Source organism: Streptomyces aurantiogriseus (assembly GCF_014649375.1).
Taxonomy (GTDB): domain Bacteria; phylum Actinomycetota; class Actinomycetes; order Streptomycetales; family Streptomycetaceae; genus Streptomyces; species Streptomyces aurantiogriseus.
In genome coordinates this window covers 302,411-326,476 of the sequence record NZ_BMSX01000002.1, presented here as the reverse complement: position 1 = coordinate 326,476, position 24,066 = coordinate 302,411, and the positions used below count along the sequence as shown (strand labels likewise).

At 72.1% G+C, this 24,066-nt stretch carries 21 protein-coding genes and 1 pseudogene; 10 read left to right on the top strand and 12 right to left on the bottom strand.

Annotation, left to right across the window (positions count from 1 at the left end; all coding sequences use genetic code 11):
• The first annotated feature begins 35 nt into the window (after positions 1–35).
• Positions 36–2,183, top strand: a complete 2,148-nt coding sequence (locus IE263_RS04940; protein WP_189932575.1) for a UvrD-helicase domain-containing protein — start codon at positions 36–38, stop codon at positions 2,181–2,183.
• Positions 2,184–2,492: 309 nt separating this feature from the next.
• Here the strand turns inward: IE263_RS04940 and IE263_RS04935 are convergent, their stop codons facing one another.
• From IE263_RS04935 to IE263_RS48255, 8 genes and pseudogenes are all read right to left on the bottom strand, one after another.
• Positions 2,493–3,299 (bottom strand): hypothetical protein, encoded by an 807-nt coding sequence (locus IE263_RS04935; protein WP_189932573.1) that lies wholly within the window; start codon positions 3,297–3,299, stop codon positions 2,493–2,495.
• 464 nt (positions 3,300–3,763) lie between these two features.
• On the bottom strand, positions 3,764–4,420 hold the full coding sequence (locus tag IE263_RS04930) for a contact-dependent growth inhibition system immunity protein (RefSeq protein WP_189932571.1): 657 nt from the start codon (positions 4,418–4,420) through the stop codon (positions 3,764–3,766).
• Between the two features lie 13 nt (positions 4,421–4,433).
• On the bottom strand, positions 4,434–4,733 hold the full coding sequence (locus tag IE263_RS04925) for an RNase A-like domain-containing protein (RefSeq protein WP_189932569.1): 300 nt from the start codon (positions 4,731–4,733) through the stop codon (positions 4,434–4,436).
• Positions 4,734–4,780: 47 nt separating this feature from the next.
• The gene (locus IE263_RS04920) at positions 4,781–5,347 is read right to left on the bottom strand and encodes a hypothetical protein (RefSeq protein ID WP_189932567.1); all 567 of its coding nucleotides are present in this window, start codon (positions 5,345–5,347) and stop codon (positions 4,781–4,783) included.
• Positions 5,348–5,374: 27 nt separating this feature from the next.
• Positions 5,375–7,111: an RNase A-like domain-containing protein gene (locus IE263_RS04915; RefSeq protein WP_189932564.1), complete on the bottom strand. Its 1,737-nt coding sequence runs from the start codon at positions 7,109–7,111 to the stop codon at positions 5,375–5,377.
• Positions 7,111–7,425 carry a WXG100 family type VII secretion target gene (locus IE263_RS04910; protein ID WP_189932562.1) on the bottom strand — a complete coding sequence of 105 codons (315 nt, stop codon included), beginning with the start codon at positions 7,423–7,425 and terminating at the stop codon, positions 7,111–7,113. The genes IE263_RS04915 and IE263_RS04910 overlap by 1 nt, the downstream gene beginning before the upstream one ends.
• A 59-nt stretch (positions 7,426–7,484) precedes the next feature.
• The gene (locus tag IE263_RS04905; protein ID WP_189932560.1) at positions 7,485–7,907 is read right to left on the bottom strand and encodes a WXG100 family type VII secretion target; all 423 of its coding nucleotides are present in this window, start codon (positions 7,905–7,907) and stop codon (positions 7,485–7,487) included.
• A 227-nt stretch (positions 7,908–8,134) separates the two neighbouring features.
• Positions 8,135–8,436, bottom strand: a pseudogene (locus IE263_RS48255) (helix-turn-helix domain-containing protein); the annotation flags it as partial.
• A 121-nt stretch (positions 8,437–8,557) separates the two neighbouring features.
• Here IE263_RS48255 and IE263_RS04900 point away from each other — a divergent pair.
• Together IE263_RS04900 and IE263_RS04895 are read left to right on the top strand one after the other, a co-directional pair.
• Positions 8,558–10,336 carry a histidinol-phosphate aminotransferase family protein gene (locus IE263_RS04900; RefSeq protein WP_189932558.1) on the top strand — a complete coding sequence of 593 codons (1,779 nt, stop codon included), beginning with the start codon at positions 8,558–8,560 and terminating at the stop codon, positions 10,334–10,336.
• Positions 10,333–11,136: a phosphatidate cytidylyltransferase gene (locus IE263_RS04895; RefSeq protein ID WP_189932556.1), complete on the top strand. Its 804-nt coding sequence runs from the start codon at positions 10,333–10,335 to the stop codon at positions 11,134–11,136. The genes IE263_RS04900 and IE263_RS04895 overlap by 4 nt, the downstream gene beginning before the upstream one ends.
• Before the next feature lie 175 nt (positions 11,137–11,311).
• Here IE263_RS04895 and bla read toward each other — a convergent pair whose 3' ends face one another.
• Positions 11,312–12,253, bottom strand: a complete 942-nt coding sequence (gene bla / locus IE263_RS04890; protein ID WP_189932554.1) for a class A beta-lactamase — start codon at positions 12,251–12,253, stop codon at positions 11,312–11,314.
• Positions 12,254–12,398: 145 nt separating this feature from the next.
• Here bla and IE263_RS04885 point away from each other — a divergent pair, with 145 nt between their 5' ends.
• Positions 12,399–13,304 carry a LysR family transcriptional regulator gene (locus IE263_RS04885; protein WP_189932552.1) on the top strand — a complete coding sequence of 302 codons (906 nt, stop codon included), beginning with the start codon at positions 12,399–12,401 and terminating at the stop codon, positions 13,302–13,304.
• Positions 13,301–14,242 carry a serine hydrolase gene (locus IE263_RS04880; RefSeq protein ID WP_189932550.1) on the top strand — a complete coding sequence of 314 codons (942 nt, stop codon included), beginning with the start codon at positions 13,301–13,303 and terminating at the stop codon, positions 14,240–14,242. Before IE263_RS04885 ends, IE263_RS04880 begins: the two co-directional genes overlap by 4 nt.
• Positions 14,243–14,318: 76 nt before the next feature.
• On the opposite strand, the gene sigJ is transcribed toward IE263_RS04880, so the two are convergent.
• A complete protein-coding gene (gene sigJ, locus IE263_RS04875) occupies positions 14,319–15,257 on the bottom strand; it encodes an RNA polymerase sigma factor SigJ (RefSeq protein ID WP_189932548.1) in 939 nt (312 codons plus the stop codon).
• Between the two features lie 162 nt (positions 15,258–15,419).
• Here sigJ and IE263_RS04870 point away from each other — a divergent pair, with 162 nt between their 5' ends.
• Positions 15,420–16,520, top strand: coding sequence for a nuclear transport factor 2 family protein (locus IE263_RS04870; protein WP_189932546.1), 1,101 nt, complete (start codon positions 15,420–15,422; stop codon positions 16,518–16,520).
• 232 nt (positions 16,521–16,752) lie between these two features.
• Here the strand turns inward: IE263_RS04870 and fusA are convergent, their stop codons facing one another.
• Positions 16,753–18,798 (bottom strand): elongation factor G, encoded by a 2,046-nt coding sequence (gene fusA, locus IE263_RS04865; protein WP_189932544.1) that lies wholly within the window; start codon positions 18,796–18,798, stop codon positions 16,753–16,755.
• Between the two features lie 395 nt (positions 18,799–19,193).
• Positions 19,194–19,907 carry a nucleotidyltransferase domain-containing protein gene (locus IE263_RS04860; protein ID WP_189932542.1) on the bottom strand — a complete coding sequence of 238 codons (714 nt, stop codon included), beginning with the start codon at positions 19,905–19,907 and terminating at the stop codon, positions 19,194–19,196.
• A gap of 290 nt (positions 19,908–20,197) precedes the next feature.
• Between IE263_RS04860 and IE263_RS04855 the strand changes: the two genes are divergently transcribed.
• The 4 genes from IE263_RS04855 to IE263_RS04840 all read left to right on the top strand — a co-directional run bounded on the left by IE263_RS04855 (position 20,198) and on the right by IE263_RS04840 (position 24,047).
• A complete protein-coding gene (locus tag IE263_RS04855) occupies positions 20,198–21,352 on the top strand; it encodes an NAD(P)/FAD-dependent oxidoreductase (protein WP_189932540.1) in 1,155 nt (384 codons plus the stop codon).
• The gene (locus IE263_RS04850; RefSeq protein ID WP_189932538.1) at positions 21,349–21,648 is read left to right on the top strand and encodes a (2Fe-2S)-binding protein; all 300 of its coding nucleotides are present in this window, start codon (positions 21,349–21,351) and stop codon (positions 21,646–21,648) included. Before IE263_RS04855 ends, IE263_RS04850 begins: the two co-directional genes overlap by 4 nt.
• On the top strand, positions 21,641–23,077 hold the full coding sequence (locus IE263_RS04845; protein WP_189932536.1) for an FAD/NAD(P)-dependent oxidoreductase: 1,437 nt from the start codon (positions 21,641–21,643) through the stop codon (positions 23,075–23,077). The genes IE263_RS04850 and IE263_RS04845 overlap by 8 nt, the downstream gene beginning before the upstream one ends.
• A gap of 73 nt (positions 23,078–23,150) precedes the next feature.
• Positions 23,151–24,047, top strand: a complete 897-nt coding sequence (locus IE263_RS04840) for a dihydrodipicolinate synthase family protein (protein WP_189932534.1) — start codon at positions 23,151–23,153, stop codon at positions 24,045–24,047.
• Positions 24,048–24,066: the final 19 nt, after the last annotated feature.

Here is a 24,066-nt window from a genome sequence, read left to right as displayed (position 1 = left end):
CCGACACACCCCGCCCGGCCCTTAAGGATCCACCCATGCCGCAGCTTGCCTTCGACATCGGCTTCTTCGCCGAGCTCCCCAAGCTCCAGCCCCCGGTCAGGAAGGGCGTCCTGGAGGCGTGGGAGAAGTTCAACCGGCTCAGCCTCGATCAGCTCTTCAAGGATCCGGGGCTCAAGCTGGAGAGTCTGACGAACGCGAAGGACAAACAGATCCGGACGATCCGCATCGACCAGTTCTGGCGCGGTGTCGTCCTCGCTCCGCCCTCCGGGGACACCTTCGTCCTGCTGCGGGTCATGGCCCACGACAAGGCCATCGCCTGGGCGAAGAAGCAGAAGTCCAGCATCAACGAGGTGACCCGGGCCGTCGAGATCCGGGACGCGGCGACCCTGGACGAGATCACGCCGGCGTACGAGCAGGTGGCCCAGGACTCGCCGAAGGAGCGGCTGTTCGCGAAGTTCTCCGACGGTGACCTGCGCGCGCTGGGCATCGACGACGAGACGCTGCGGCAGGCCCGGTCGCTCGTCGACAAGGAGCAGCTGGAGATATTCGCGCCGCTGTTGCCGCAGGACCAGCGGGAGGTCCTGCAGTACCTCGCGGAGGGCTGCACCGTCGAGGAGGTCTGGCAGGACATTGTCGCGCCCGCCCTGCAGGCGGCGACGCAGCCGGTGGACACGCAGGACTACGAGACGGCGATCCGGCACAGCCGGGCCCGTATCGCCCTGGTGACGGCGTCCGAGGAGCTGCGGGACATCCTCGAGAAGCCCTTCGCGGCCTGGCGGGTCTTCCTTCACCCCTCGCAGCGGAAGGTGGCCTACCGGGCGTCGTACTCGGGGCCCGCCCAGGTCACCGGCGGGCCGGGCACCGGCAAGACCGTGGTCGCGCTGCACCGGGTCAAGCACCTGCTCGGCCACCTGCGCGACGGGGACCGCATCCTGCTCACGACGTACACCAACGCGCTCGTCAACGCTCTTCGCTCAGGTCTGGAGTCCCTCGTGGAGGATCCACAGCTGCGCGAGCGGGTGGACATCTCGACGGTGGACGGCTTTGCGAGCCGCGTCGTCGCCGAGGCTCCGGGCGCGGTGACGCGGCGACCGCTGATGCACAACGAGGAGGAGAGCCGCTGGGGCAAGGCCGCCAAGGCGACCGGCTTCACCGGCAGCGCGCAGTTCCTCGCCCAGGAGTACCGTCACGTCATCCTGGCCCAGGACATCAGGACCCTGGCCGAGTACGAGGCGGCGGACCGCCGCGGCCGTGGCAGCCGGCTGGCCGCGGCACAACGCCCCCTGGTGTGGGAGACGGTGGAGCGGTTCACGGCCGGCCTGGCCGAGGACGGGGCCCGCACCTGGCTGCAGACGTGCGCGGAGGCAGCGCATCTGCTGGAGGACAAGGGCCCGCAGTACCGGCATGTCGTGGTGGACGAGGCGCAGGACCTGCACCCGGCGCAGTGGCGTCTGCTGCGCGCGGCCGTACCCGCCCGCCCGGACGACCTCTTCGTCGCGGGCGACCCGCACCAGCGCATCTACGACTCGAAGGTGTCGCTGAAGTCGCTGGGCATCAAGGTGACCGGCCGGTCGGTGAAGCTGCGCAAGAACTACCGCAGCACGCAGGAGATCCTGCGCTGGTCCACGGCCCTGCTCGTCGGCCGCCCCATCGCCCAGCTCGAGGACGAGGGCCGCGACGACACGCTGCTCGGGTACCGCTCCGCGCTGCACGGCGACGGGCCCGCCGTGCACGCGGCGGAGGAGGAGGACGACGAACTGGACGCGCTGGTCGCCCGGGTACGGGAGTGGCTGGAGGCGGGCGTCGGCGCCGGGGAGATAGGCGTCAGCACCCGCTTCAACAAGACGTGCGCGAAGACGGTGGCGCACCTGAAGGCCGCCGGCATCCCCGCGGCACCGCTGCGCGCCGCCGATGCCGCGGGGGAGGCGGAAACCGTGCGGGTCGGGACCATGCACTCGTTCAAGGGGCTGGAGTTCCGCTGCGTAGCGGTCATCGGCGTCAACGAAGATGCGCTGCCCTTCCCGAAAGCGGTCACGCCGCCCGAGGTGGACGCCAAGCAGCACGAGACGGACATGATGTCCGAACGCTGCCTGCTGTTCGTCGCCTGCACCAGGGCCCGCGACAGCCTGTACGTCTCCTGGTCCGGGAAACCCAGTTCGTTCCTCGTGGAGGCGGGCATGTGAGACGGGCGAGCCTCAGAGTCGGTCGACACCGCGGTGGCCGTCGAGCCGGGACGCCGCGCAGACCGTGTACACGGAGGCACATCGTCAGGTCGGCCTGACCTGGTCCCGCAAACCCCCGACGCGGCGCACTTATGTGCAGCCCCACAAGCGTGGAGGCAGCAGTCGGAGCCGAACAAGCGGTCTGTCCGCCCCGGATCGGTGTACGACATGTTCTGCCCGCGCGGGGCACCGAGCCCGCAGGCCGTCATCTCCACCACTCGGCGGTGCCGAACAGCCGACAGCCCCAATGCGCCGTGTCGCCACACCGGCTCACTTGCCCGTCGTGTGATCGACCACGACTCCGCCCAACTCGCGGGCCGCTTCCTGCCCCGTGGCGGTGTCGCAGAACTGGATCGTCCAGTTGCCGGCCGTGACGACGTAGTAAGGGACGTGGTCGTCGCTGAGGAGCAGCCGAATGTAGTCGTCGCGGACTGTGGGGCCGACGTGGAGCCTGAGCCCGGCGTCGCGTCCGTCGCCGGACTCACCGCAGGGATGCGTCCTGGCCGCCTTCGTGCTGCACAGCAGTTCGTCCGGCGACTTCTTCCGCTGGGAGCAGCCGACGGACTGGTCCAGCGCGTCGGCGAGTGCGTCAACGCTTTTGTACGTGGGCGTCTTGGGGATGGAGGGCAGGTGGTACAGGGGAGGAAGGACGACGGCGTCGACGGCCTTGGCGATCGTCTCGGAGTAGGCGGGTGTGCCGTTCGGCAGGACGCGGATGAACCAGTTGCCCGCCGCCACGATGGTGTTGCCGCTGGTGCGCCAGCCGGCGATGGAGTCTCCGATCTCGTTCCGGCTGAACTCCTCGGGCTCCAGGACCTGGATCTGGTTCTCCACCTCGGCTCCGTCGATCCGGGCCGCGCAGTCGAGGCCCTCGGCCCTGCGCCGCAGCACGTCGCAGTCGACGCCGCCGCGTTTCAGCGCCGCCACCACGTCGTCCGCCGTCCGATACTGCGGTGTCGTGGGGACGTTGCCGGGCATGGGGGTGAGCTCCTCGGGGCTGGGAGCCTTGAAGGCGTCGCATGCGGTGAGCAGCACTGCCAGGAGGCATGCGATCAGCGTCGGCGCGGTCCTGTTCATGGCGTTCAGTGGGCTCCTGGCGGTGTGGGGCTCGGGCCGGGGCTCGGTGATGGTGTTCCCTCCTCGGGCTCACCCGTACCGGTGCCCGTGGTCTGGCCCGTGCTGTAGATCGGATCGAGGCACAGATGATGTCCTGCTGGGGCTTGTGACTCCAGTTGTTGGATGGCTTTGGCGCGTGCCTCGTCCCCCTGATCACAGTCACGGACCGTGCCCCGGAGCCCCTTCCCGAACACCCGGGTGCCCCTTGCCGCCGGATGCGTCGGTCGTCCACTGGACCAACACGACAAAGCGGTCACCGTCACTGCCGGCGACGAGGGTGCCATCAGCGCGGCGGCGTCCGAGGCGGCCAACGGCACGAGCGGCGCCTCGACCTGCCTGACGAGCACCGGGTCCGAGCCGTACCGGTAACAGTGGTCCTTGTACAGCCCGGCGCACGAGGGGTGGATGGCGGCCTCAAGCCCGGATCAGCCGCCGGCCAGCGCCGCCGCCACCGACTGGAACCAGGCGCCGTAGGAGAACGGCTCGGGCGGGCCGACTTCCATGCCGAGTTCGGCGGCTGCCAGGGCGTAGTCGCCCTCGTCCAGGGGGAGGGCGAGCAGCTCGTGGAGTTCGCCCACGAGGCGTGCGACCAGTTGGGGGTCGGTGGTGGCGGCGTAGTCGGCAACGGCGGCGTCGTGGTCGGGGAACTCGTCGACGATGTCCTGCGAGAACCAGCCGCCGAGCAGTTGCGCGGTTTCCGGGAACCGCGCGTGCCACTCCCAGTGAGTCTGCGGGGGCGACGGTTCCGGGACGTCGCCTTCCTCGATGCTCTTCCTCAGGTGGTCGGCCAGCACCATCAGCCAGTCGCCGATCTCCGACTCGACGATCCCGGTGTCCGGGATCGCGTAGAACTCGCCCAGCCTCTGCCGGATGCGGCCCGGCGGGTTGCTGCTGTACTCGCGCAGCTGGCGCTCCGCCTCCGCGATGGCCCAAGGGCGCGTGTGCCATGTGTGACGGAGGTACGCGTCCAGCGCGCGGCTGCGCCGCTCCGGAGTGTCGTCAGCCGGCTGCCCCAGGTAGGCGCGCATCACTTGGTCCAGCTCGCCGTACCGGCGGTCGTGTTCGAGGGGCTTCATGGACATGTGCGGGCAGCCCCTACAGGTAGAACGGGACGGTCGTGTGGACGACGAAGCCGTGCGGGCTCGACGGCTCGCGGTGCAGCACGACGCGCGCCGCGCGGACATCGACGGGCCCCCGCCCGGCCAGCAGGTCGGCCTCCAGCTGGACCCGGCCCACGGGCTCCTCGCGGGAGGGCCAGGCGGCCTCGATGGTGAGGCGGGCCCTGGTGCCCTGGGCAAGCCAGCGGTGGATGACCTGCTCGTTGGCGGTCACCACCTGCTGCGTGGCCCATTGGGCGGTCTCCCGGTCGGGATAGGAGGCGGAACGGGTGAGCACGGGGACATCCTCTCAAATGACCTGGTAAGGGCCTGTGCTCCGACGGGTCAGTAGTCGGAGAAGTTCCAGAACATGCCCACCTCGGTGTCGGAGACGACGATCAGGCCGCAGTCCTCCGAGTAGACGTCGCTCAGCGGGCTGTACCCCCAGTGTGACGTCGTGAAGTCGAGTGTGCCGGGCACAGGGCCGGGCCTGCTGACGTTGGTGTGATAGGTGGCCCCGTCCCCGTACCGCGCGAGGATCGTGCGTGCCATCGCCCGCAGTTCCTCCTCGCTCTCCGTGAAGCGCTCCAGGTTGGACAGGGTGCAGCAGTCGTCCGTCAGGGCCAGCAGTAGGTTCTCGGCGCTGGCCCGGTCGATCTCGTGGAGACGCTGCGCAATGTACTCCGGGGGATGCGCGGCGAACGGGTACGTGGGGGACCCCTCGCGCTCCGGGAGCTGCGCCGCGTCGTCGAGACCGGTCCAGCCCCGGGGATCCGAGACAGCCCGGGCCATCAGTGCGAGGACGTCGAGGACCCAGTCCTCGTGGCGACGTGGACCTGTGGCGTCGTACGGGTATGCGTCCTCGAACAGGTGGCGTACCGCGGCTTCCCAGGAGGTCTGGTCGACGGACATGTGGTGCTGGCCTTCCTCGGCGGGGCGCTAGGACTTTGAGGGCATCGACGTCATGACGGTGAACGGCGGGGTGCGGTTGCTGTCATACCGGATCCGCGTGTCGATGCCGGTGACGTCGTACGCCTTGGCGTTCATGCCGCCCTGCTTGTACCCGGACAGCGGGTCGTTCGGGTCCACCGGCTGCTTGAACACGCTGCGGCCGCTGGTCTCGCCGTTCGGCGCGATCGAGTGGAAATCTTTGACCTGTCCGTCCCCCGGCGGTGGCGGGCCCTTGATCCACGCCTCGATGGCGGCCTTGTTCTGGTTGAGGTTGTACTCGGTCAGCTCCTCCGCCCGCCGGTAGTTCGGGAAGGCCGAAGAGGCGCTGGGCTTCGGCTTGCCGTACGGCCAGGTCTGCGTCGGGCCGTTCGCCTGCTGGTCGCGCAGGCGCTGCGCGAGCTGCTCATCCGTCTTGCCGACGTGCTTGTCCAGGGTGTGGCCGTTCTCCATGTACTCGTTGGCGGCGAGGTTGAGGTCGTACGTGCCGGTCGAGTCGACCTTCAGCCAGACCTTCGAGTCCTTGAACTCCTCCAGGGCCCGCATGCCGAAGCCCTCCGCACGCGCCTCCTGGGCTTCGAATTTCGGAGCGCTCCGGTGCGCCTCGTCCAACGGTCCCATGAGCGCGTCGAGTTGCGGGACGAGCGCGTCGACCCGCCGGTTGTACGCGGTGACGATCGAGTTCAGCTTGGCGGTGTCCATGTTCAGGACGATGCCCTGCCCCAGCTGGCTCGCGCCCTTGGCGACACCCTTGACCACGCCTTTGACCAGGCCCTTGACGTCGTCCATGCCGACGCCGTCCTTGAGGTTGACCTCGACCTTGGGGATCGCGTCGCGTACGGCCTCGAGGTAGACGTCCCATACCTCGCGATTGAGATAGACGGCCGCCTCGGCGAATTCGTAGAGGAGGTCGCTGACTTTCTGGGCCGTGTCGAACAGCACGGTCATCACGGGGTGGGTGGCGGTCTGCGAGGAGGAGGTGTCGTGTTTCCACTCGTAGCCCTCGCGGCTCTTGCCCCACGCCGTCGTGCCCCACAGCGAGCTGCAGAACTGGCGCATCGCGTCGTGCCACTCACTGTTGGTCTGCTGCGTGATGCTGCTGACGTTCCCGGTCAGCCCGCTCTCCGCCATGGAGAGCGAGGTGGTCGTCGCCATCCACGCCTTGGACAGCGAGTTCAGGTAGTGCTGCTGTGGAAACGGATAGACCTCGGCGACCTTGCCCATCCGGAAGGCGTGCTTCACCACCGGCCTCAGCACGTCCCGGACCGGCTCGGGCACCCACTCGAGGATTCTGCGGATGAAGTCGTCGCCGCCGTCGTCGTCGCCCCACTTCAGATTCGGCACGGAGCCGTAGGCGGGCGGCTTCTCGATGACCTTCGGCAACGGCTGGACGACGGGCTTCGCCTTCCCTGTGGGATCGTTGGCCGCCTCCGCCTTCGCGTAGGTGTTGGCCGTCGAGGTGAAGCCGACTGCCGCTCCCCCGATGCTGACGACGCTCTTGGCCCATACCTCGAGGAAGCGGTTGCCGACCTTGACGTACGACGTCGCGAACGCCTGGGGCGAGGTGCCGTAGCCGCCGGCGTCCGGGTACTTGTGCAGATCGTCGAGCAGGCTCTTGGCGCCTTTGTCCATCACCGTCTGCTGGCTCGCCACACCACCGGAGACACGGTGGAGGTCGGCCGGCTTGACGTCGATGGTGCCGTTCTGGCCCGGCGGTGGCGTCCCCATCAGCCGGCCCCCCAGCCGCGCAGCACGGCCTGGTGCGCTGCCGCATAGTTGATGTGGCTCGTGGTCGCGCACTCGTGCAGCCACTTCTGGGCCGCCTGCAGGTCCTGGGCCGAGCGGTCCCACTCGTCGAGTTTGTCGACGAAGACCTCGCGGGCCTCCCCCTCCCAGGACAGCACGACCGGCACGACCCGGTCGTGGAGGTCGTCCAGACTGTCGTTGAGCTTTTTGAGGATGTCCTCCAGTTCGGCTGCGAGCTCGCGGAGGGTGGCGAAGGAGACGGTTATGTGCCCGTCGTCCGCGCTCCCGGTCGGCATGGTTCCCCGTTTCGTAGGTGTCGTCGTCGCGGTTGCGGCAGAGGTTCTCGGAGAGGCCGTCAGAAGGAGTCGAGACTGCTGCGCGGAGGGACGGGCCCGGTCGTCTCCGGGTTCGGTGTCGACAGTTTGTCGACCTCGCTGTCGATGTCCACCGGAATGCTCCGCAGTCGGGCCATCACGTCCAGGTCCTGTTCCGTGAAGCCGTCCCGGCTCAGACGCACGGCCTGCTCGAGGTGCCGGATCACTTCACGGATGCGCACGGCGTCCTCGGCCGCCGCACGGTGGAACCCGCGGTACGCCGTCGCCGCCGGTCCTCGCCAACCCGCCTCGATGCGGTCGACGATCGCATCCATTCGCCTGACCTGCTTGTCCAGGTGATCCTGCATGTCGTCGAGGTCATCGGCCAGTTTGGTGAGGTCTTGGCTCGACACCCTCAGATCGACGCCGCCCTCCTGGCCCGCGCCCGCACCACGTACGCCCATGCTCCGTACCTCCGCCCCCGTGACCTCGGCATGACAAATCGCGTATGCACAGTGATCCTAACCTCGCGCTTTCCGGAGCCCGGCGCCCGCCGGCGGACCCGGGGAGGGCAGTCGGCGGGCAGGCGCCTGCCGGTCATGGGCATACCGGGCACCCGCGTCCCGTCCGTGCCGCGCGGCCCGGCTCCGGGACTCGACCAGGTGGGTACCGATGTCCGAGGTGGGCGTCACGCCGCCAGCCCCACGTCGCCCCGCCCCCGCGTCACGTACTTGGACGACCTCCGCAACGCCCCCGTGTTCCCCAAGAGCTCGTCCGCCCGCTCCACGAACGCCACATCGGGCATCCGCCGCCCCAACTCCACCGACTCCACAGCGTGCTTGGAAAAGCGGACGAGGTCCGCGAACCGGGCCTGCTGTACCCCGCGTGCTCGAGCAGCGCCTGGGCGACGGCGCCCCAGGTCCGCAGCCTGTCCGAGGGGTCGGGTTCACGGTTCCCCTCGCAGCCCGTCAGGTGATCGCACCTGTCGAGCACGCGGCGGACGGCTGTGCCTGAGTACGCGTACTCAGCTGGGTTGTGTCGCTCGGCTCTGACGCGCCCGGTCCGCGTTCCCCACGATGAGGAGGTCCCACTTCCCGCGTCGAAAGAGGTGTTCATGGGCCGCGGTCTGCAGGTGCGCGCCGCCACTCCGGAGGATCTCGAGTGGATCCACGAACTGCGTCACCGGGTGTACGCACGGGAGCTGGGCCAGCATGCGCCGGATCCGACCGGGCGGCTTCGTGACGGGCTGGACGGCGACAACGTCTACCTCGTCGCGGCGCGCGGCGCGGACCGAGTCGGCTTCGTCAGCCTGACTCCGCCCTGGTTGGGGCGGTACGCGCTGGACAAGTACCTGACCCGCGACGAGCTGCCGCTGCTCGCCGAGGGCGGTCTGTTCGAGGTGCGCATCCTCACCGTCGAGCCGCGCTGGCGGGCCACCGCGGCGGCACCCCTGCTGATGTACGCGGCGCTGCGCTGGATCGCCGCCCGGGGAGGTCGCCGGGTGGTGGCGATGGGGCGCACCGAGCTGCTCGACATGTACGTGGCCGCCGGCCTGCGCCCGGTCGGTCGTACCGTGCACAGCGGTGCGTTGACGTTCGAGGTGCTGACCGGCAGCGTGGCCGAGCTGACGAAGGTCACGATGGGCCGTTACGGCACCCTGCTGGAGCGTCTGCGGTCCGAAGTGGACTGGCGGCTGGACGTGGCGTTCGCGCCCCGGCCGGACGGCTGCGAACACGGCGGTGCCTCGTTCACCGCCATCGGCACGGACTTCCGCAGCCTGCACCGGCGCCGTCAGGTGGTCGCGGCCGACGTGCTGGACGCCTGGTTTCCGCCGGCCCCCGGAGTGCGGGCGGCGCTCGTGGACGATCCGGCCTGGGCCGCGAGGACCTCGCCGCCGACCGGCGCCGAGGGGCTGCTGGCGGAGATCGCCGCGGCCCGGGCGCTGCCGGCGGAGACGCTCGCGGTCGGCGCCGGTTCCTCCGACTTGATTTTCCGGGCGTTCGGCCAGTGGCTGACCCCGGAGAGCAGGGTGCTTCTGATGGACCCGGGCTACGGCGAGTACGCCCACGTCACGGAGCGGGTGATCGGATGCCGGGTGGACCGGTTCCGGTTGCGCCGCGAGGACGGCTGGCGGATCGATCCGGCGCGGCTGTCCGCCGCCGTCGGGTCCGGCCGCTACGACCTCGTGGTGGTGGTCAACCCGAACAACCCGACCGGACGCCACGCGCCGGCCGCTGAGCTGCGCTCGCTGATCACCGCCGCGCCGGCCCGCACCCGCTGGTGGATCGACGAGGCATACCTGGGTTACGTCGATCTGACCGAGTCGCTCGCCGGCCTCGCCGCGACGGACCCGCGGGTGGTGGTCTGCAGCTCGTTGTCCAAGATGTATGCGTTGTCCGGTCTGCGGGCGGCGTATCTGGTGGCCGAGCCGACCACCGCGGCGCAGCTACGCCGATGGACGCCGCCCTGGCCGGTCAGCCTCCCGGCGCAGCTGGCCGCGGTGGCGGCCCTGCGCGACCCGGCGTACTACGGCGACTGCCGGCTCCGCACGCACGAGCTGCGCCGGCAGCTGGCCGCCGACCTGGCCGGGCTGGACGAGGCCGTGGTGGTCGAAGAGGCCGTGGCGAACTTCCTCACCGTGACCCTGCCGTCAGGCGGGCCGAGCGCCGCACAACTGGTGAACGAGTGCCGCCGCCACGACGTGTACCTGCGCGACCTGTCGCCGTTGTCGCCGGAGTACCAGGGGCGCACCGTGCGCGTCGCGGTCAGGGACACCGCCGAGAACGCACGTATCGTGGCCGCCTGTCGGGCCGCCCTGGACGTGTTGCGGCCGCGTTCGGCCGCGCTCGTTTCGATGCCTGCGGGCGTTCCCGCCACCGGATCCGCCCGGTGATCACTGTGGCCTCCCTGGCGCCCTACCTCGGTGGGGCGCTGGCGCTGGGCGGCGTCGCGGTGGCGGTGTCCCGGCGCCGCGAGCTGCTGATCCGGTGGTGCGCCTGGGCGGTCGGTGTGCCCCTGGTCACCGGTGCGTTCTGGTGGGGCCGCCCGGGCGCCGCGGTCATCGCCCTCGCGGCCGGGGTGATCGCGGTGATCGAGTTCGGCGGGCTGATGCGACTGGGCCGGGTGGACCGGGTGGTGCTGGGCGCGGCGGTGGCGGGCGTGGTGCTGGCCGCCTGGCTGGCGCCCGGGCAGGTGCTCCGGGTGGTCGCGATCGGGGCGCTCGCGGTGGCCGCGGTGCCGCTCCTGTCCGGCGATTCCGACCAGGGCCTGCGCCGGCTCAGCGCCGGCCTGCTCGGGCTGGCCTGGCTGAGTGTGCTGGCCGCGCTGGTGCCGCTCGGGGCGAGCGCGCTCGCGCTGTTCGTCGCGGTCTCGATCGCCGACATCGTGGCGTACCTCGCCGGTCGAGGGCTGGGCGGGCCGCGGCTGTCGCCGCTGTCACCGGCCAAGCGGTGGAGCGGGACCCTGGCCGGGGCCGCGGCCGGCCTCGGCGTGCTCGCCGTGCTGTCCGCGCTGAGCTGGCCGATGGCGGTGGCGGTGGCGGTCGGCGGCCCGGTCGGCGACCTTCTCGAATCCATGATCAAAAGAGGTGCGCGGACGAAGGACGCCGGCCGCTGGCTACCCGGCTCCGGCGGCCTGCTGGACCGGATCGACTCACTGCTCGTCGCGCTGGCCGTCCTGCTCGTCCTGCGCTGACCCTCATCGTCGGGAACCTCCACGGTGCCGTCGGCCGTGGTGTCGTAGCGGAGCCTCACCAGAAGTCGAGTTCCTCGGCCCACCGAGCCGCCCCGCTCGCCGCCCCTCGCGGTCGCGCGGGGCGGCGAGCGGATCAGGGGGACCGCCGCGGCCTGACAGGACCGCCGGCCGGGCCCTAACGGCCGAGACCCTTGACCGCCACGGCGGCGGCCTTCGCGATCAGGGCGTCGCGGCGCTCGGCGCCCTTCTTGTCGCGGGTGGACATGACCGCCATGACGATGGGGTTGCCACCGTCGTCCGGCCACACCACGGCGATGTTGTTGCGTCCCCCGTATCCGGCGGTGCCGCTCTTGTCGGCCACGTCCCAGTCGCCGGGGACGCCGGCCCTGATGAGCGTCCGGCCGGTCATGTTCGTCGTCATCCACTGCCGGAGCAGCTCGCGTTCGTCCCGCTTCAGGGCGTCGCCGAGCAGGAACGCCCGCAGGCTCCCCGCCATCGCGCGCGGTGTGCTCGTGTCGCGGATGTCGCCCGGTGTGCCGTCGCTCATCTCCGGCTCGTACCGGTCCATCTCGGTGACGTCGTCGCCGAACTCCTCCAGCACCTTCTCCAGGCCGTCGGGCCCGCCGAGCTCGTCGAGGAGCAGGTTGACCGCCGTGTTGTCGCTGTACCAGAGGGTCGCGGCGCACAGCCCCCGCAGGCTCATGCCGGTCGCGGCGAAGTTCTCGGACACGGGCGAGTCGGCGACCACGTCGTCGCGCGAGTACGTGACCACCTTGTCGATGCCGTCCGTCCCGTACTTCCGGAGGACGGCACCCGCCGCCAGCGCCTTGAACGTGGAGGCGTACGCGAACCGGTCGTCCGCCCGGTAGCCGACCGACCGGCCCGTGCCGGTGTCCAGGGCGTAGACGCCGAGCCGCGCGTCGAACTCCCGCTCCAGCGCCCGGAATTCGGGAGCCGTGGGCTTCGTGGCCGCCGCCGGTGACGCCGACCGCGCCGCGCCGACGGGTGCGCCGGACCCGGACGCGGTTTCCTGACCGCACGCCGGAAGCGCGGCGAGCGCGAGCAGTCCGGCCGCCGCCCAGGCGGCGCCCCGGCGGATACGAAGCGGATGCGTCATGGAATGGACCTCCAGGTCGTCGAAGGACATGTGGACCGTGCGAACCGGGGGAAATCCCCGGTCGGCGACCACTCTCCGGCCAGTGGGTCGCCGGGGTCCAAGACGCGGACGTTCAACTCCATGCTGTTTTGGCATAGTAGGGCCCGTGGATCTTGTTGCGGCCTGCCGGGCGTTCGTCAGTGTGAGCGAGCACGGCAGTTTCACGGTGGGCGCGGCGGCGGCGCGGACGGCCCAGTCCGTGGCGAGCCGCCGCGTCGCCGCGCTGGAACAACGCCTCGGCGAGCGGCTGCTGGACCGGTCCTCGCGGGCGGTGACGCTGACGCCCTTCGGCCGGGACATGCTGCAGACGGCGCGGCAACTCGTGCAGCTCGCCGACCGGTTCGAGCACGAGGCGGAGGCCGCACGACGGCGGCCGCTGCGGCTCGCCGTTCCCGGCGTGTGCCCGACCGGTGCCCTCGCCCGCCTCATCGCTCAGGCGCACGAGCAGGGAGTCCTCCTCGACCCGTTTCCCGCCGGGCCGGCCGAGCGGGCCGGCCTCGTCACGTCCCGGCAGGTGCGTGCGGCGGTGCTCGCGGCGGCTCCCACCGAGGCGAGCTGGACGGTGCCGCTGGGGCTGGCGGTCGCGCACGACCCGGGCGGCGGGCCGATCTACCTGGACACCCTGCGCCCCGGCCGGGCCGACCGCGACCTGCGGCCCCGGCGCGTGTGGCTCCAGCCGGAGGACGACGTGCCGCACGTCCGGGACCGTCTCGCCCGCCTGCGCGACGCCGTCGGACTGCGCCCGGCCCAGCTGGCCGTCGCACCGGCCGTGGCCGCCGCCGCGGCGGACGTGCTCAGCCACGGCGACGCGCTGCTGTGCTCGGCCGCGCAGGCCCGCGAACTGCGCCTGCACTGGCGGCCCGTCGGCGAGCTGGGCCCCGGCTTCGCCCGGGGGTTCTCCCTGGCCGTGGCGGACGAGGCGGACATCGACGCCGTCCGCGTACGCGAGACGTGCGCGCACGGCATCGCCCGGTGCCTCGGCGCCACGGAGCGCGCGGAGGCGGCCGCATGACCACCGGTACCGAGAGACTGCTCGGGGAGCTGCGCCGGGAGCTGCGCGACGGCGGGCTGTACGGCTCGTTCCTCGTCCGGGACCTGGACACGGGCGACGAGATCGGCATCGACCCCGACATCGAGTTGCCCGTCGCGTCCCTCGTGAAGATCCCGCTCGCCCTGGTGACGCTGGAACGCGTCCGGCGCGGGGAACTCGACGGCGCCACGGTGATCGAGGTGCCGCCGGGGCAGATCACCACTCCCGGTCCGACCGGCCTGAGCCGGTTCCGCCACCCGGCCCACATCGCCGTGGAGGACCTGCTCTACCTCAGCACCTGCATCAGCGACAACAGCGCCGCCGACGCCCTCTTCGGCCTCACGCCGCCCGACCGGGTCGGGGCGGTCCTGCACGAGTTCGGGCTGCGCGGCATCGCCGTACGGCACACCATGCGCGAGCTGATGGAGACCCCGGTGGAGCGTTTCGACCCGGCGGAGGTGCACCTCGCGCACGCCCTCGCGATCGACGCCGGCACCCCGGGGCGCGGCCACCGGGTGCCGCAACTCGACATCTCGCGTGCCAACACCGGGACGGCACGGGCCTTCGTCGACCTCCTCCAGGCCCTCTGGCGGCCGCGGCCCGCGACCGAGGGCGCCGAGCCCCCGGCGATCCACCCCGACGTCGCGGCACGGGTACGCGGCTTCATGGCCAACAACCTCGTGCGCAACCGCCTCGCCCCGGACTTCGAGTCCGACGCCTCCACCTGGTCGTCCAAGACCGGCATGCTGCTCAACCTGCGCCACGAGGTCGGCGTCGTCGAACACGCCGACGGCCAGACCTACGCCATAGCGGTCCTGACCGAGTCACGCGTGGCCGCCGGCCGACAGCCGGGCGCCGACGCCCTCATGGGCCAGGTCGCCCGACGGCTGCGCGACGAGCTCCGTTCGAGGTGGGTCTAGGGCGCGTTCGAGACAGGGGCTCGGTGCGGGTTGGTACCGGCCACGGTCCGAGCGCTGCGGTGTCTCGGATCGCTCCTCAGCCGATCCGCCAGGGACGGAGCTTCTCGGGGTTTCTCACCGCCCAGACATGCCTGATCCGGTCGCCCGCGATCTCGAACGCGAACACGGTCGAGAGGTTGCCGTCCTGCTGCGTCACCAAGCCGGGCAGGCCGTTGACCGTGCACTCCAGGAACGTGGTGCGGTCGCCCGACACACGGGCGATCTCGGCGTAGGCGCGTGCGATCCGCTCACTGCCCACGATCGGGTGCAGGTGGGTGACGGCCAGCCCGCCGCCGTCGGCGGTCGCGACGGCGTCGGGGTCGAGCAGGCTGATCAGGGCGTCGATGTCCTGGGCCTCCCACGCCGTTCTGAACTGCCTGACGATGCCGGCCTGTCCGGCACTCGGGCCCGCCGGGCTCTGCGCGGTGCGGATGCGCCGGCGGGCGGACGAGGCCAGTTGGCGGCACGCCGCCGGAGTGCGGCCGACGATCTCGGCGACCTCGCCGAAGGGGTAGCGGAAGACGTCGTGCAGGACGAACGCGACGCGCTCGGCCGGGGTCATCGCCTCGAGGACGACCAGGAAGGCCATCGTCACCGACTCGTCGAGGGTGACCCGGTCGGCCGGGTCGGTCCCACCGGCGCCGGAGCCCCCGGTGGTCCACTCCGTGGGCTCGGGCAGCGGTTCCGGGATCCAGTCGCCCACGTACGTCTCCCGCCTGGCCCGCGCCGAGCCGAGCAGGTTCAGGCAGATGCGGCCGGCGACCGTCATCAGCCAGGCGCCGGGCGACTCGATGGCCTGCTGCTCCCGTGCGGACATGGCGTACCAGCGGGCGTAGGTCTCCTGCACGACGTCCTCGGCGTCGGCGAGGGAACCGAGGAGCCGATAGCCGAGGTTGATCAGCCGGCGCCGCTCACTCATGATCGCGCTGAGGCCCGGATCGCTCTGATCGTCGCCTGGCTCGGCTCTCGTGGTCATGGTCCGGCCGTCTCCCTCGCTCGCTTCTGTGCCGTTAACCGTTACGACAGGACAGCGCACCGGAATGTGAGGCCGCCGCGCCGCCTCACATTCCGAAGCGCCGCGTTGTCGTAACGGTGTCGTACCGGTGAGGGCGACAACGAGACGGAGAGGGGACTTCGAATGAACGTCTTCCAGACCATCGCGGACCGCGTCGAGATCGAGGCACTGCGCGGCGAGTTCACCGACGCGGCGATGATGCGCGACCGACCCCGCCTGGCGTCGCTGTTCACACCGGACGGTGTCCTGCGCATGCCCAACATTCCTGTCGAGCAGGTGGGCCGCGAGGAGATCCTTGCCGGGGGCGAGCGGCTGCAGAGCAAGTGGGACTTCTTCGTACAGAACACACACCCCGGCACGATCCAGCTCGACGGCGACACCGCGACCGGCCGCGCCTACATCCAAGAACTCGCGCGCACCCTCGACGGACGCCAGGGTCTGAACTACGCCGTCTACCACGACCGCTACCAGCGCACCGAGGAAGGCTGGAAGTTCGCCGAGCGGGTGTACGAGGTCAGGTACCTCGACACCTCCCCGCTGGCGGGCACGGCGCCCCGCGCGGCGCAGGGCTCCGGGACCGACCCGGCACACGCCACGGCCACCCCGGCTCCGGCCCCGTCCTTCACCGAACCGGCAACGGCCGAACAACTGGAGCGGGTGGCCGCCGCGCTGCGTGCAGGCGGCTTCGCCGCCGAGATCCTCGACGACGCCGCAGAAGCGCGCGCCCGCGTCAAGGACCTGGTCCCCGCGGGCGCCGGCGTGCTCACCGGAGCGAGCGAGACCCTCCGGCTGTCCGGCATCGACGAGGACATCAACGGCAGCGGCCAGTACGACGCCATCAGGCCGCGCATCCTGGCCATCGACCGCGCCACCGGCGCCGACGAGATCCGAAGGCTGCTCGCCGGCCCCGACGTCGTCGTCAACAGCGTCGCCGCGGTCACCGAGACCGGCTCGCTCGTCCTCGCCTCGGGCAGCGGCAGCCAACTCCCCGCCAACGCGGGCGGCGCAGCCCACGCGATCTGGATCGTCGGTGCGCAGAAGGTGGTGCCCGACCTGAGCACAGCCCTGCGGCGCATCGAGGAGCACGCCCTCCCGCTGGAGAACGCCCGCGCCCAGGCGGTGTACGGGATGCCCAGCGCCGTCAACCGCCTGCTCATCCTCAACGCGGAACCCCGCCCGGGGCGCGGCACCGTGCTGCTTCTCCGAGAGGCCATCGGATACTGACCCGGCCCAGGGTCCGTTGGACTCACGGGCTCGGAGCCGGCCATTGATCCTGAATCATCAGGGCACAAGGCGAGAGGCAGGAGCCACTTCTGGAACACGACCCGGAGCTGTCCGGCGGATCAGCTCCGGGTCTGCCCGGTGGTCCCGCCCGTCCGGTCCGGTCCGGTCCATGGGCACCTACGGGACCCGCTCCCCCGGGGCGTCGGGATCGACTGCCCCGGGGGGCCCGGACCTACGGCGTCGCCGCCACCGCCGGCGCCGGCGCGTACCCCGTGGGCCGGGCGGTGAAGGTGCCGCGGCCCTGGGTGCGGCTGCGCAGCCGGGTGGCGTAGCCGAACAGCTCCGCCAGCGGCACGGTCGCCGTCACGACCGCCGCGCCACCGCGCACCGCCGAACCGGTGACCCGGCCGCGGCGGGCCGCGAGGTCACCGAGGACCCCGCCGACGGCGTCCTCGGGCACGGTGACCGTGACCTCGACGACGGGTTCCAGCAGAACCATCGTGCAGCCGCGCAGCGCCTCCCGGAGGGCGAACCGGCCCGCCGTGCGGAAGGCCGTCTCGGAGGAGTCCTTCACATGCGTCGCGCCGTCGGTCAGGGTGACGCGCAGTCCGGTCACCGTGTGCCCGCCGAGGGGGCCCTCGGCGAGGGCGTCCCGGCAGCCGGCCTCCACGGCACGGACGTACTCCTGCGGCACCCGCCCGCCGACGACGGCCGACCGGAAGTCGAACCCGTCCTCCAGCGGCTCCACATCGAGCACGACGTGCGCGAACTGCCCCGCCCCGCCGTCCTGTTTGACGTGCCGGAAGACCACACCTGACACCCCGCGCCCGACTGTCTCCCGGTAAGTGACCTGCGGGCGGCCCACGTTGACCTCCAGCCCCAGGGTGCGGCGGATCTTCTCCACCGCGACCTCCAGGTGCAGTTCACCCATCCCCGACAGCACCGTCTGACCGGTCTCGGAGTCGGTCCGTACGGTCAGCGACGGGTCCTCCTCGGCCAGCCGGGCGAGCGCTGAGGCCAGCCGTTCGGCGTCGGCGCTCCGGCACGGCTCGACCGCCACGGAGACGACCGGGTCGGCGACACCGGGCGGTTCGAGGACGAGCGGGGCGTCCGGCGCGCACAGGGTCGAGCCCGGGCGGGCCGACTTCAGCCCGACCACGGCCACGATGTCCCCGGCGACCGCATGCTCCAGCTGGGTGTGCCGGTCCGCCTGCACCCGCAGGATCCGCCCGATCCGCTCGGTGCGGCCGGCGCTCGTGTCCCGCACCGCGTCTCCCTTCCCGATCGTCCCCGAGTACACCCGCAGGTAGGTGAGCCGGCCCGTGGAGGTGGCGCTGACCTTGAACGCGAGGGCTGCGAAGGGTGCGGTGGGGTCGGCGGGGCGTTGCTCGTCGACACCATCGTGCATACCGCATACAGCCGGCACGTCCAGGGGCGACGGCAGATAGGCCACCACCGCGTCGAGCAGCGGCTCGATCCCCCGGTTCCGGTAGGCGGAACCGCACAGCACGACCACCCCGTCGCCGGTGCGGGTCAGGTCGCGCAGGGCGGCGGCGAGCGTCGCGGCGGACACCGTCTCCCGGTCGCAGAACTCCTCCAGCGCGGCCGGATGGCGCTCCGCGACGGCTTCCTCCAGCAGCCGGCGCCGGCGCAGCGCCTCCTCCCGCAGCTCCTCCGGTACGGGCCCGTCTACGGCCGCCTCACCGCCGTCGTCCCAGATCAGCGCCCGCATGGACAGCAGGTCGACGACGCCGGTGAAGGCGCCCTCCGTGCCGATCGGCAGCTGGACGACCAGCGGGGCCGGGTGGAGCCGTGCGCGGATCGACGCCACGGCCGTGTCGAGGTCGGCGCCCGCCCGGTCCATCTTGTTGACGAACGCGATCCTGGGCACGCCGTGCCGGTCGGCCTGCCGCCACACAGACTCGCTCTGCGGCTCCACGCCCGCGACGGCGTCGAACACGGCGACCGCCCCGTCGAGCACCCGCAGCGCACGCTCCACCTCGTCGGCGAAGTCGACATGCCCGGGGGTGTCGATCAGGTTGACGCGGTGACCGTCCCAGGCGCAGCTGACGGCCGCGGCGAAGATGGTGATCCCACGGTCGCGCTCCTGGGGGTCGAAGTCGGTGACGGTCGTGCCGTCGTGGACCTCACCGCGCTTGTGCGTGGTCCCGGTGGCATAAAGGATCCGCTCCGTGACGGTGGTCTTGCCCGCGTCGACGTGGGCGAGGATGCCCAGGTTGCGCACGGCGGCGAGGTGACGGTCGAGGTGGTTGCGCACGGCCCTTGGCCTTTCAGCGTGTTGTCCGGGAACGGGCAGCGCGATTTCCGACGAAGGCAGTGACGGACACGGCGACAGGGCCCTCTCCGTCAGGGCACGTCGATGCCGGGAGAGAAGAGGGACGAGGGCTCTGTCGAGATGCCGCTGTCGAGGTGCTGAGAGATCGTCAGAACATCCGGTGCCGGCCGCGCCGCGGGCACCGGACGGACGAGGACACGAGGATCACCTCGTAGCGGGAACGGGGAACGACGACAGCGGTGTGATCACGCATGGCGGGCTCCCCTCGTTCGTCGCGGTGACGCGCGGCCCCGCCGTGGGCGGCGCGCGATGTGGTGAGTGTAGGGAGGAACGGGCGGGCGCGGCACGGGTTTTTCCGAGCACGCCCACCCGCTCGGTCACGCGAGCGCGTCCACCTCGGCGTCGTGCGCCGCGTAGAAGTGCCGCCGCACGCGCCGCAGCCACGCGTCGGCCGCCGTGTCGTCGGGCAGTTCGGGCAGCACACTGCGCGTCTGAGCGAACGCCGCCTCGAACCAGCGCAGCAGCGGCAGCGCGGCGTCGGCATCGGCGGCCACCTCCTCGCCGAACCGGTGGAAGCTCTCCGGGTCCTCGAGCCGGATCGTCAACTGCCCGGTCGCGTACAGCTCGTAGCCCTGTTGGCACAGCCTCTTGAGGTGACGTGCGTGCTTGGCGGTGCGTTTGCGGGTGTCCGCGGAGAAGGAGCCGTCCCCCCGGCTCTGCAGTTTCCGGAACTGCTGGGTGGCGTACCCGAGATACGCGTCGCGGACCCGGCGGGCGCTGAGGAACGTCGTACGGATGCCGACGAGTTCGTCGCCCAGCGGGGTCCGCACCTCGTACAGGTCGTCGGGCAGCCAGACGAGTTCCATCACGGTGGGATTGCCGCCCAGGGCGAGCCGGCACCACTTGGCAGCCTCGTGCAGGGTGCGGTCGGGTGCCGTGCTGACGTGGGACTCCTTCGGCGGGTGCAGGCCGTGCAGGGCCTCGGTCGGGGCCGCGAACAGGCCGAGGCGGTCCACGTCGGACCCCTCGTGCGCGAGACCGTAGGCGGTCGAGCCGACGATCCCGGACAGCAGGATGTTCTGGACGGTCACAGGAGCCCCCCGGTGGTGATCGGCCGCCGCCGTGTGCGGGCGACGGGATCGCCATGATGCCTGGGCGACCGGCCCGGTCACCTTCGCTTTTTCGGGTTGCCGAGGGCCTCGGGGCCGCCTGCGGGCCGCCCTCGTGCAGCAGGGCGCCCAGCGGCTGAAGGACGCGCCGGCCGGGCGGACCCCGAAGGCGCAGCCGAGCGAGTCCGGCTGAAGCACGGCTCGAGCCGCGGCTGAATTTCGGCCTGCGTCGGCCTGTTCCCCCACCCAGAACCATGTGACATATTACTGTGGTGACCAACCAATCAGGCTGTGACGTCGTGGTCGTCGGCGCCGGCATGGTGGGCGCCGCCTGTGCGCTGTACGCGGCCCGCGCCGGGCTGGACGTCGTCGTCGTGGACCGCGGCCCGGTGGCCGGCGGCACGACGGGCGCGGGCGAGGGCAACCTCCTCGTCTCCGACAAGGAACCCGGCCCCGAACTCGAACTTGCCCTGCTGTCAGGTCAGTTGTGGAGCGAACTGGCCCAGGAACTGGGCGAGGCGATCGAGTACGAGCCGAAGGGCGGTCTCGTCGTCGCCGCCACGCCCGAGGCGCTCACCGCCCTGACGGAACTGGCGGCCGGACAGCGCACCGCCGGAGTGGAGACGATCGGCGTCGCCGCCGGTCAACTCCACGAGGTCGAACCCCACTTGGCCCCCGGCCTCGCGGGCGGTGTCCTGTACCCCCAGGACGCCCAGGTCATGCCCACCCTGGCCGCCGCGCACCTCCTCCGGGCCTCGGGAGCCCGCCGGGAGACGGGCCGGACGGTGACCGGCGTGCTGCGCGGCGCCGACGGAGCCGTGCGGGGCGTCCGCACCGACCGCGGCGACTTCCTCGCACCGGCCGTGGTGAACGCGGCCGGGACCTGGGGCGGCGAGGTCGCCGCACTCGCGGGCGTCACCCTGCCCGTCCTCCCCCGCCGGGGCTTCGTCCTGGTCACCGAGCCGCTGCCGCGCCGCGTGCGGCACAAGGTGTACGCCGCCGACTACGTGGCCGACGTCGCCAGCGACTCGGCCGCCCTGCAGACCTCGCCGGTCGTCGAGGGAACCGCGGCCGGGCCGGTCCTGATCGGCGCGAGCCGTGAGCGGGTCGGCTTCGACCGCTCCTTCTCCCTGCCGGTCGTACGGGAGTTGGCGGCGGGGGCGACGCGGCTCTTCCCGTTCCTGGCCGGCGTCCGGGCGATGCGGACGTATCTCGGCTTCCGCCCCTACATGCCGGACCACCTGCCCGCCGTCGGGCCGGACCCGCGGGTGCCGGGCCTGTTCCACGCGTGCGGTCACGAGGGCGCGGGCATCGGCCTCGCGACCGGCACCGGACACCTGATCGCGCAGACCCTGGCCGGCAGGACCACCGACCTGGACCTCACGCCGTTCCGCCCCGACCGCTTCCCCGAGGAGGCCGCGCCGTGAACCCCCTGGACCTGGCCCGGGCCCGTCCCGGCACTCCGTTCACCGTCACGTTCGACGGCCGGGAGATCGAGGCGCTGCCCGGGCAGACGGTCGCCGCCGCGCTCTGGTCGGCGGGCGTCACCTCCTGGCGCACCACGCGCGGCGCCGGCCGGCCCCGTGGGGTCTTCTGCGGGATCGGCGTGTGCTTCGACTGCCTGGTGACCGTCGACGGCCGCCCCGGCCTGCGGGCCTGTCTGGTGCCCGCCGTACCGGGCGCGGACATCCGTACGCAGGAGGGGACGGGCCACGATGACTGAACGGCCGGTGCTCGCGGTGATCGGCGCCGGCCCGGCGGGGCTCGCCGCCGCCCTGGCGGCCGCCGCACGGCGCGTCCACGTCGTCCTGGTCGACTCCGCCGCCGAGCCGGGCGGGCAGTTCTACCGGCAGCCCGCGCGCAGACTCGGCGCCCGTCGGCCCCAGGCACTCCACCACCAGTGGCGCACCTGGGAACGGCTGAGCGAAGGGCTCGTCGCCCATCTCGCCGCCGGACGGGTCACGCACCTGAGTGACCATCATGTGTGGTGCGTGGAACGGGAGTCGGACGGAAGGAAGACGACCGGCTTCACCGTGCACGCGCTGCTCGGCCCGGAGCAGGAGAGGTCCGTCGCGGTCCGCGCCGACGGGGTGCTCCTGGCGACCGGCGCCTACGAGAAGGTCCTGCCGTTCCCCGGAGGGACCCTGCCCGGGGTGGTCACCGCGGGCGGTGCCCAGGCCATGCTGAAGGGCGGCCTCGCCCTGCCCGGCCGCACCGCCGTCGTGGCCGGCACCGGCCCCCTCCTGCTGCCCGTCGCCACCGGCCTCGCGGCGGCGGGTGCCCGTGTGACGGCCCTGGTCGAGTCGGCCGACCCGAGAGATGTCGCACGCCGGGCCCGCGGCCTGGCCGCGCAACCCGCCAAGCTCACCGAGGCGGCGGGCTACGCGGTCCGACTCGCCCGGCACCGTATCCCGGTGATGGCCCGTCACACCGTGCTGGAGGCCCACGGCCGTGACCGCCTGGAGTCGGTGGCCGTCGCCGCACTCGACACCGAGGGCCGAGCGGTACCCGGCACCGAGCGCCGCCTGACCTGCGACACCCTCGCCGTCGGCCACGGCCTTCTGCCGCACACCGATCTCGCCGAGGGGCTCGGCTGCCGCCTCGACGGGCCGGCCGTGCAGGTCGACGAGGAGCAGCGCACCGACGTCCCCGGTGTGTGGGCCGCCGGCGAGACCACGGGCATCGGCGGCGCGGGCCTGTCGCTCGCCGAGGGCCACATCGCCGGACGGTCCGCCGCCGCACACCTTTACGGCACCGCACCCGACCCGGGCGAGTGGGCCGCGGCCGCACGGTCGCGTACCCGGCTGCGGGCGTTCTTCGCGGAACTCGACGGCGCGTACGCGGCTCCCGTGCGGTGGACGGAGCGGCTGACCGACGCGACGGTCGTGTGCCGGTGCGAGGAGGTCACCGCCGGCGCCGTCCGCGAGGCCGTCGGCGCGCTCGGCGCGGGCGACCTGCGCACCGTGAAACTGCTGACCCGGGCGGGCATGGGCTGGTGTCAGGGCCGGATGTGCGAGCCCGGGGTGGCAGGGATCGCGGACTGCGAACTCACCCCCGGCCGACGGCTGTTGGCCCGCCCCGTCCCCCTGGGAGTGCTGGCCGCGCCACCCGAACCACGTCGACGCCCCGGCGAGCCCACCTCGCCCCGGTGATATGTCACACGCCACCACCGCCGGACACGCCCACCACCCCGGACCCGGCCCCCTGGAAGAGAGGCCCTCGCCCATGACCACCTCGCACCCCCGCCCCTGGCGCGGCGTCCTCGTCGCCACCGCGCTCCCTCTGACCGACGACCTCTCCGTCGACTACGACCGCTACGCCGACCACTGCTCCTGGCTGGTCGCCAACGGCTGCGACGGCGTCGTGCCGAACGGCTCGCTCGGCGAGTACCAGGTGCTCACACCCGAGGAGCGCGCCAAGGTCGTCGAGACCGCGGTCGCGGCGATCGGCGGGGAGCGGGTCATGCCCGGCGTCGCCGCGTACGGCTCGGCGGAGGCACGCCGCTGGGCCGAGCAGGCGCGGGAGGCGGGGTGCGGGGCGGTGATGCTGCTGCCGCCCAACGCCTACCGGGCCGACGAGCGCGCGGTCGTCGCGCACTACGCGGAGGTCGCGAAGGCCGGGCTGCCGGTCGTGGCGTACAACAACCCGATCGACACCAAGGTCGACCTCGTGCCCGAACTGCTCGCCCGGCTGCACGGCGAGGGCCTCGTCCAGGGCGTCAAGGAGTTCTCCGGTGACGTCCGCCGCGCCTACCGGATCGCCGAACTCGCCCCGGAACTCGACCTGTTGATCGGCGCCGACGACGTGCTGCTGGAGCTGGCGGTGGCCGGCGCCAAGGGCTGGGTGGCCGGTTACCCCAACGCGCTTCCCCGGGCCTCGGTGGAGCTGTACCGTGCCGCCGTCGCCGGCGACCTGACCACCGCGCTGCCCCTGTACCGGCAGCTGCATCCGCTGCTGCGCTGGGACTCGCGCGTCGAGTTCGTCCAGGCCATCAAACTGTCGATGGACGTCGTGGGCCGGCACGGCGGACCCTGCCGGCCGCCGCGCGTCCCGTTGCTGCCGGAGCAGGAGGCGGCCGTCCGCGCGGCCACCGAGAAGGCCGTCGCCGCGGGCCTCGCGTAGCGGCACGCACCACGGGAAA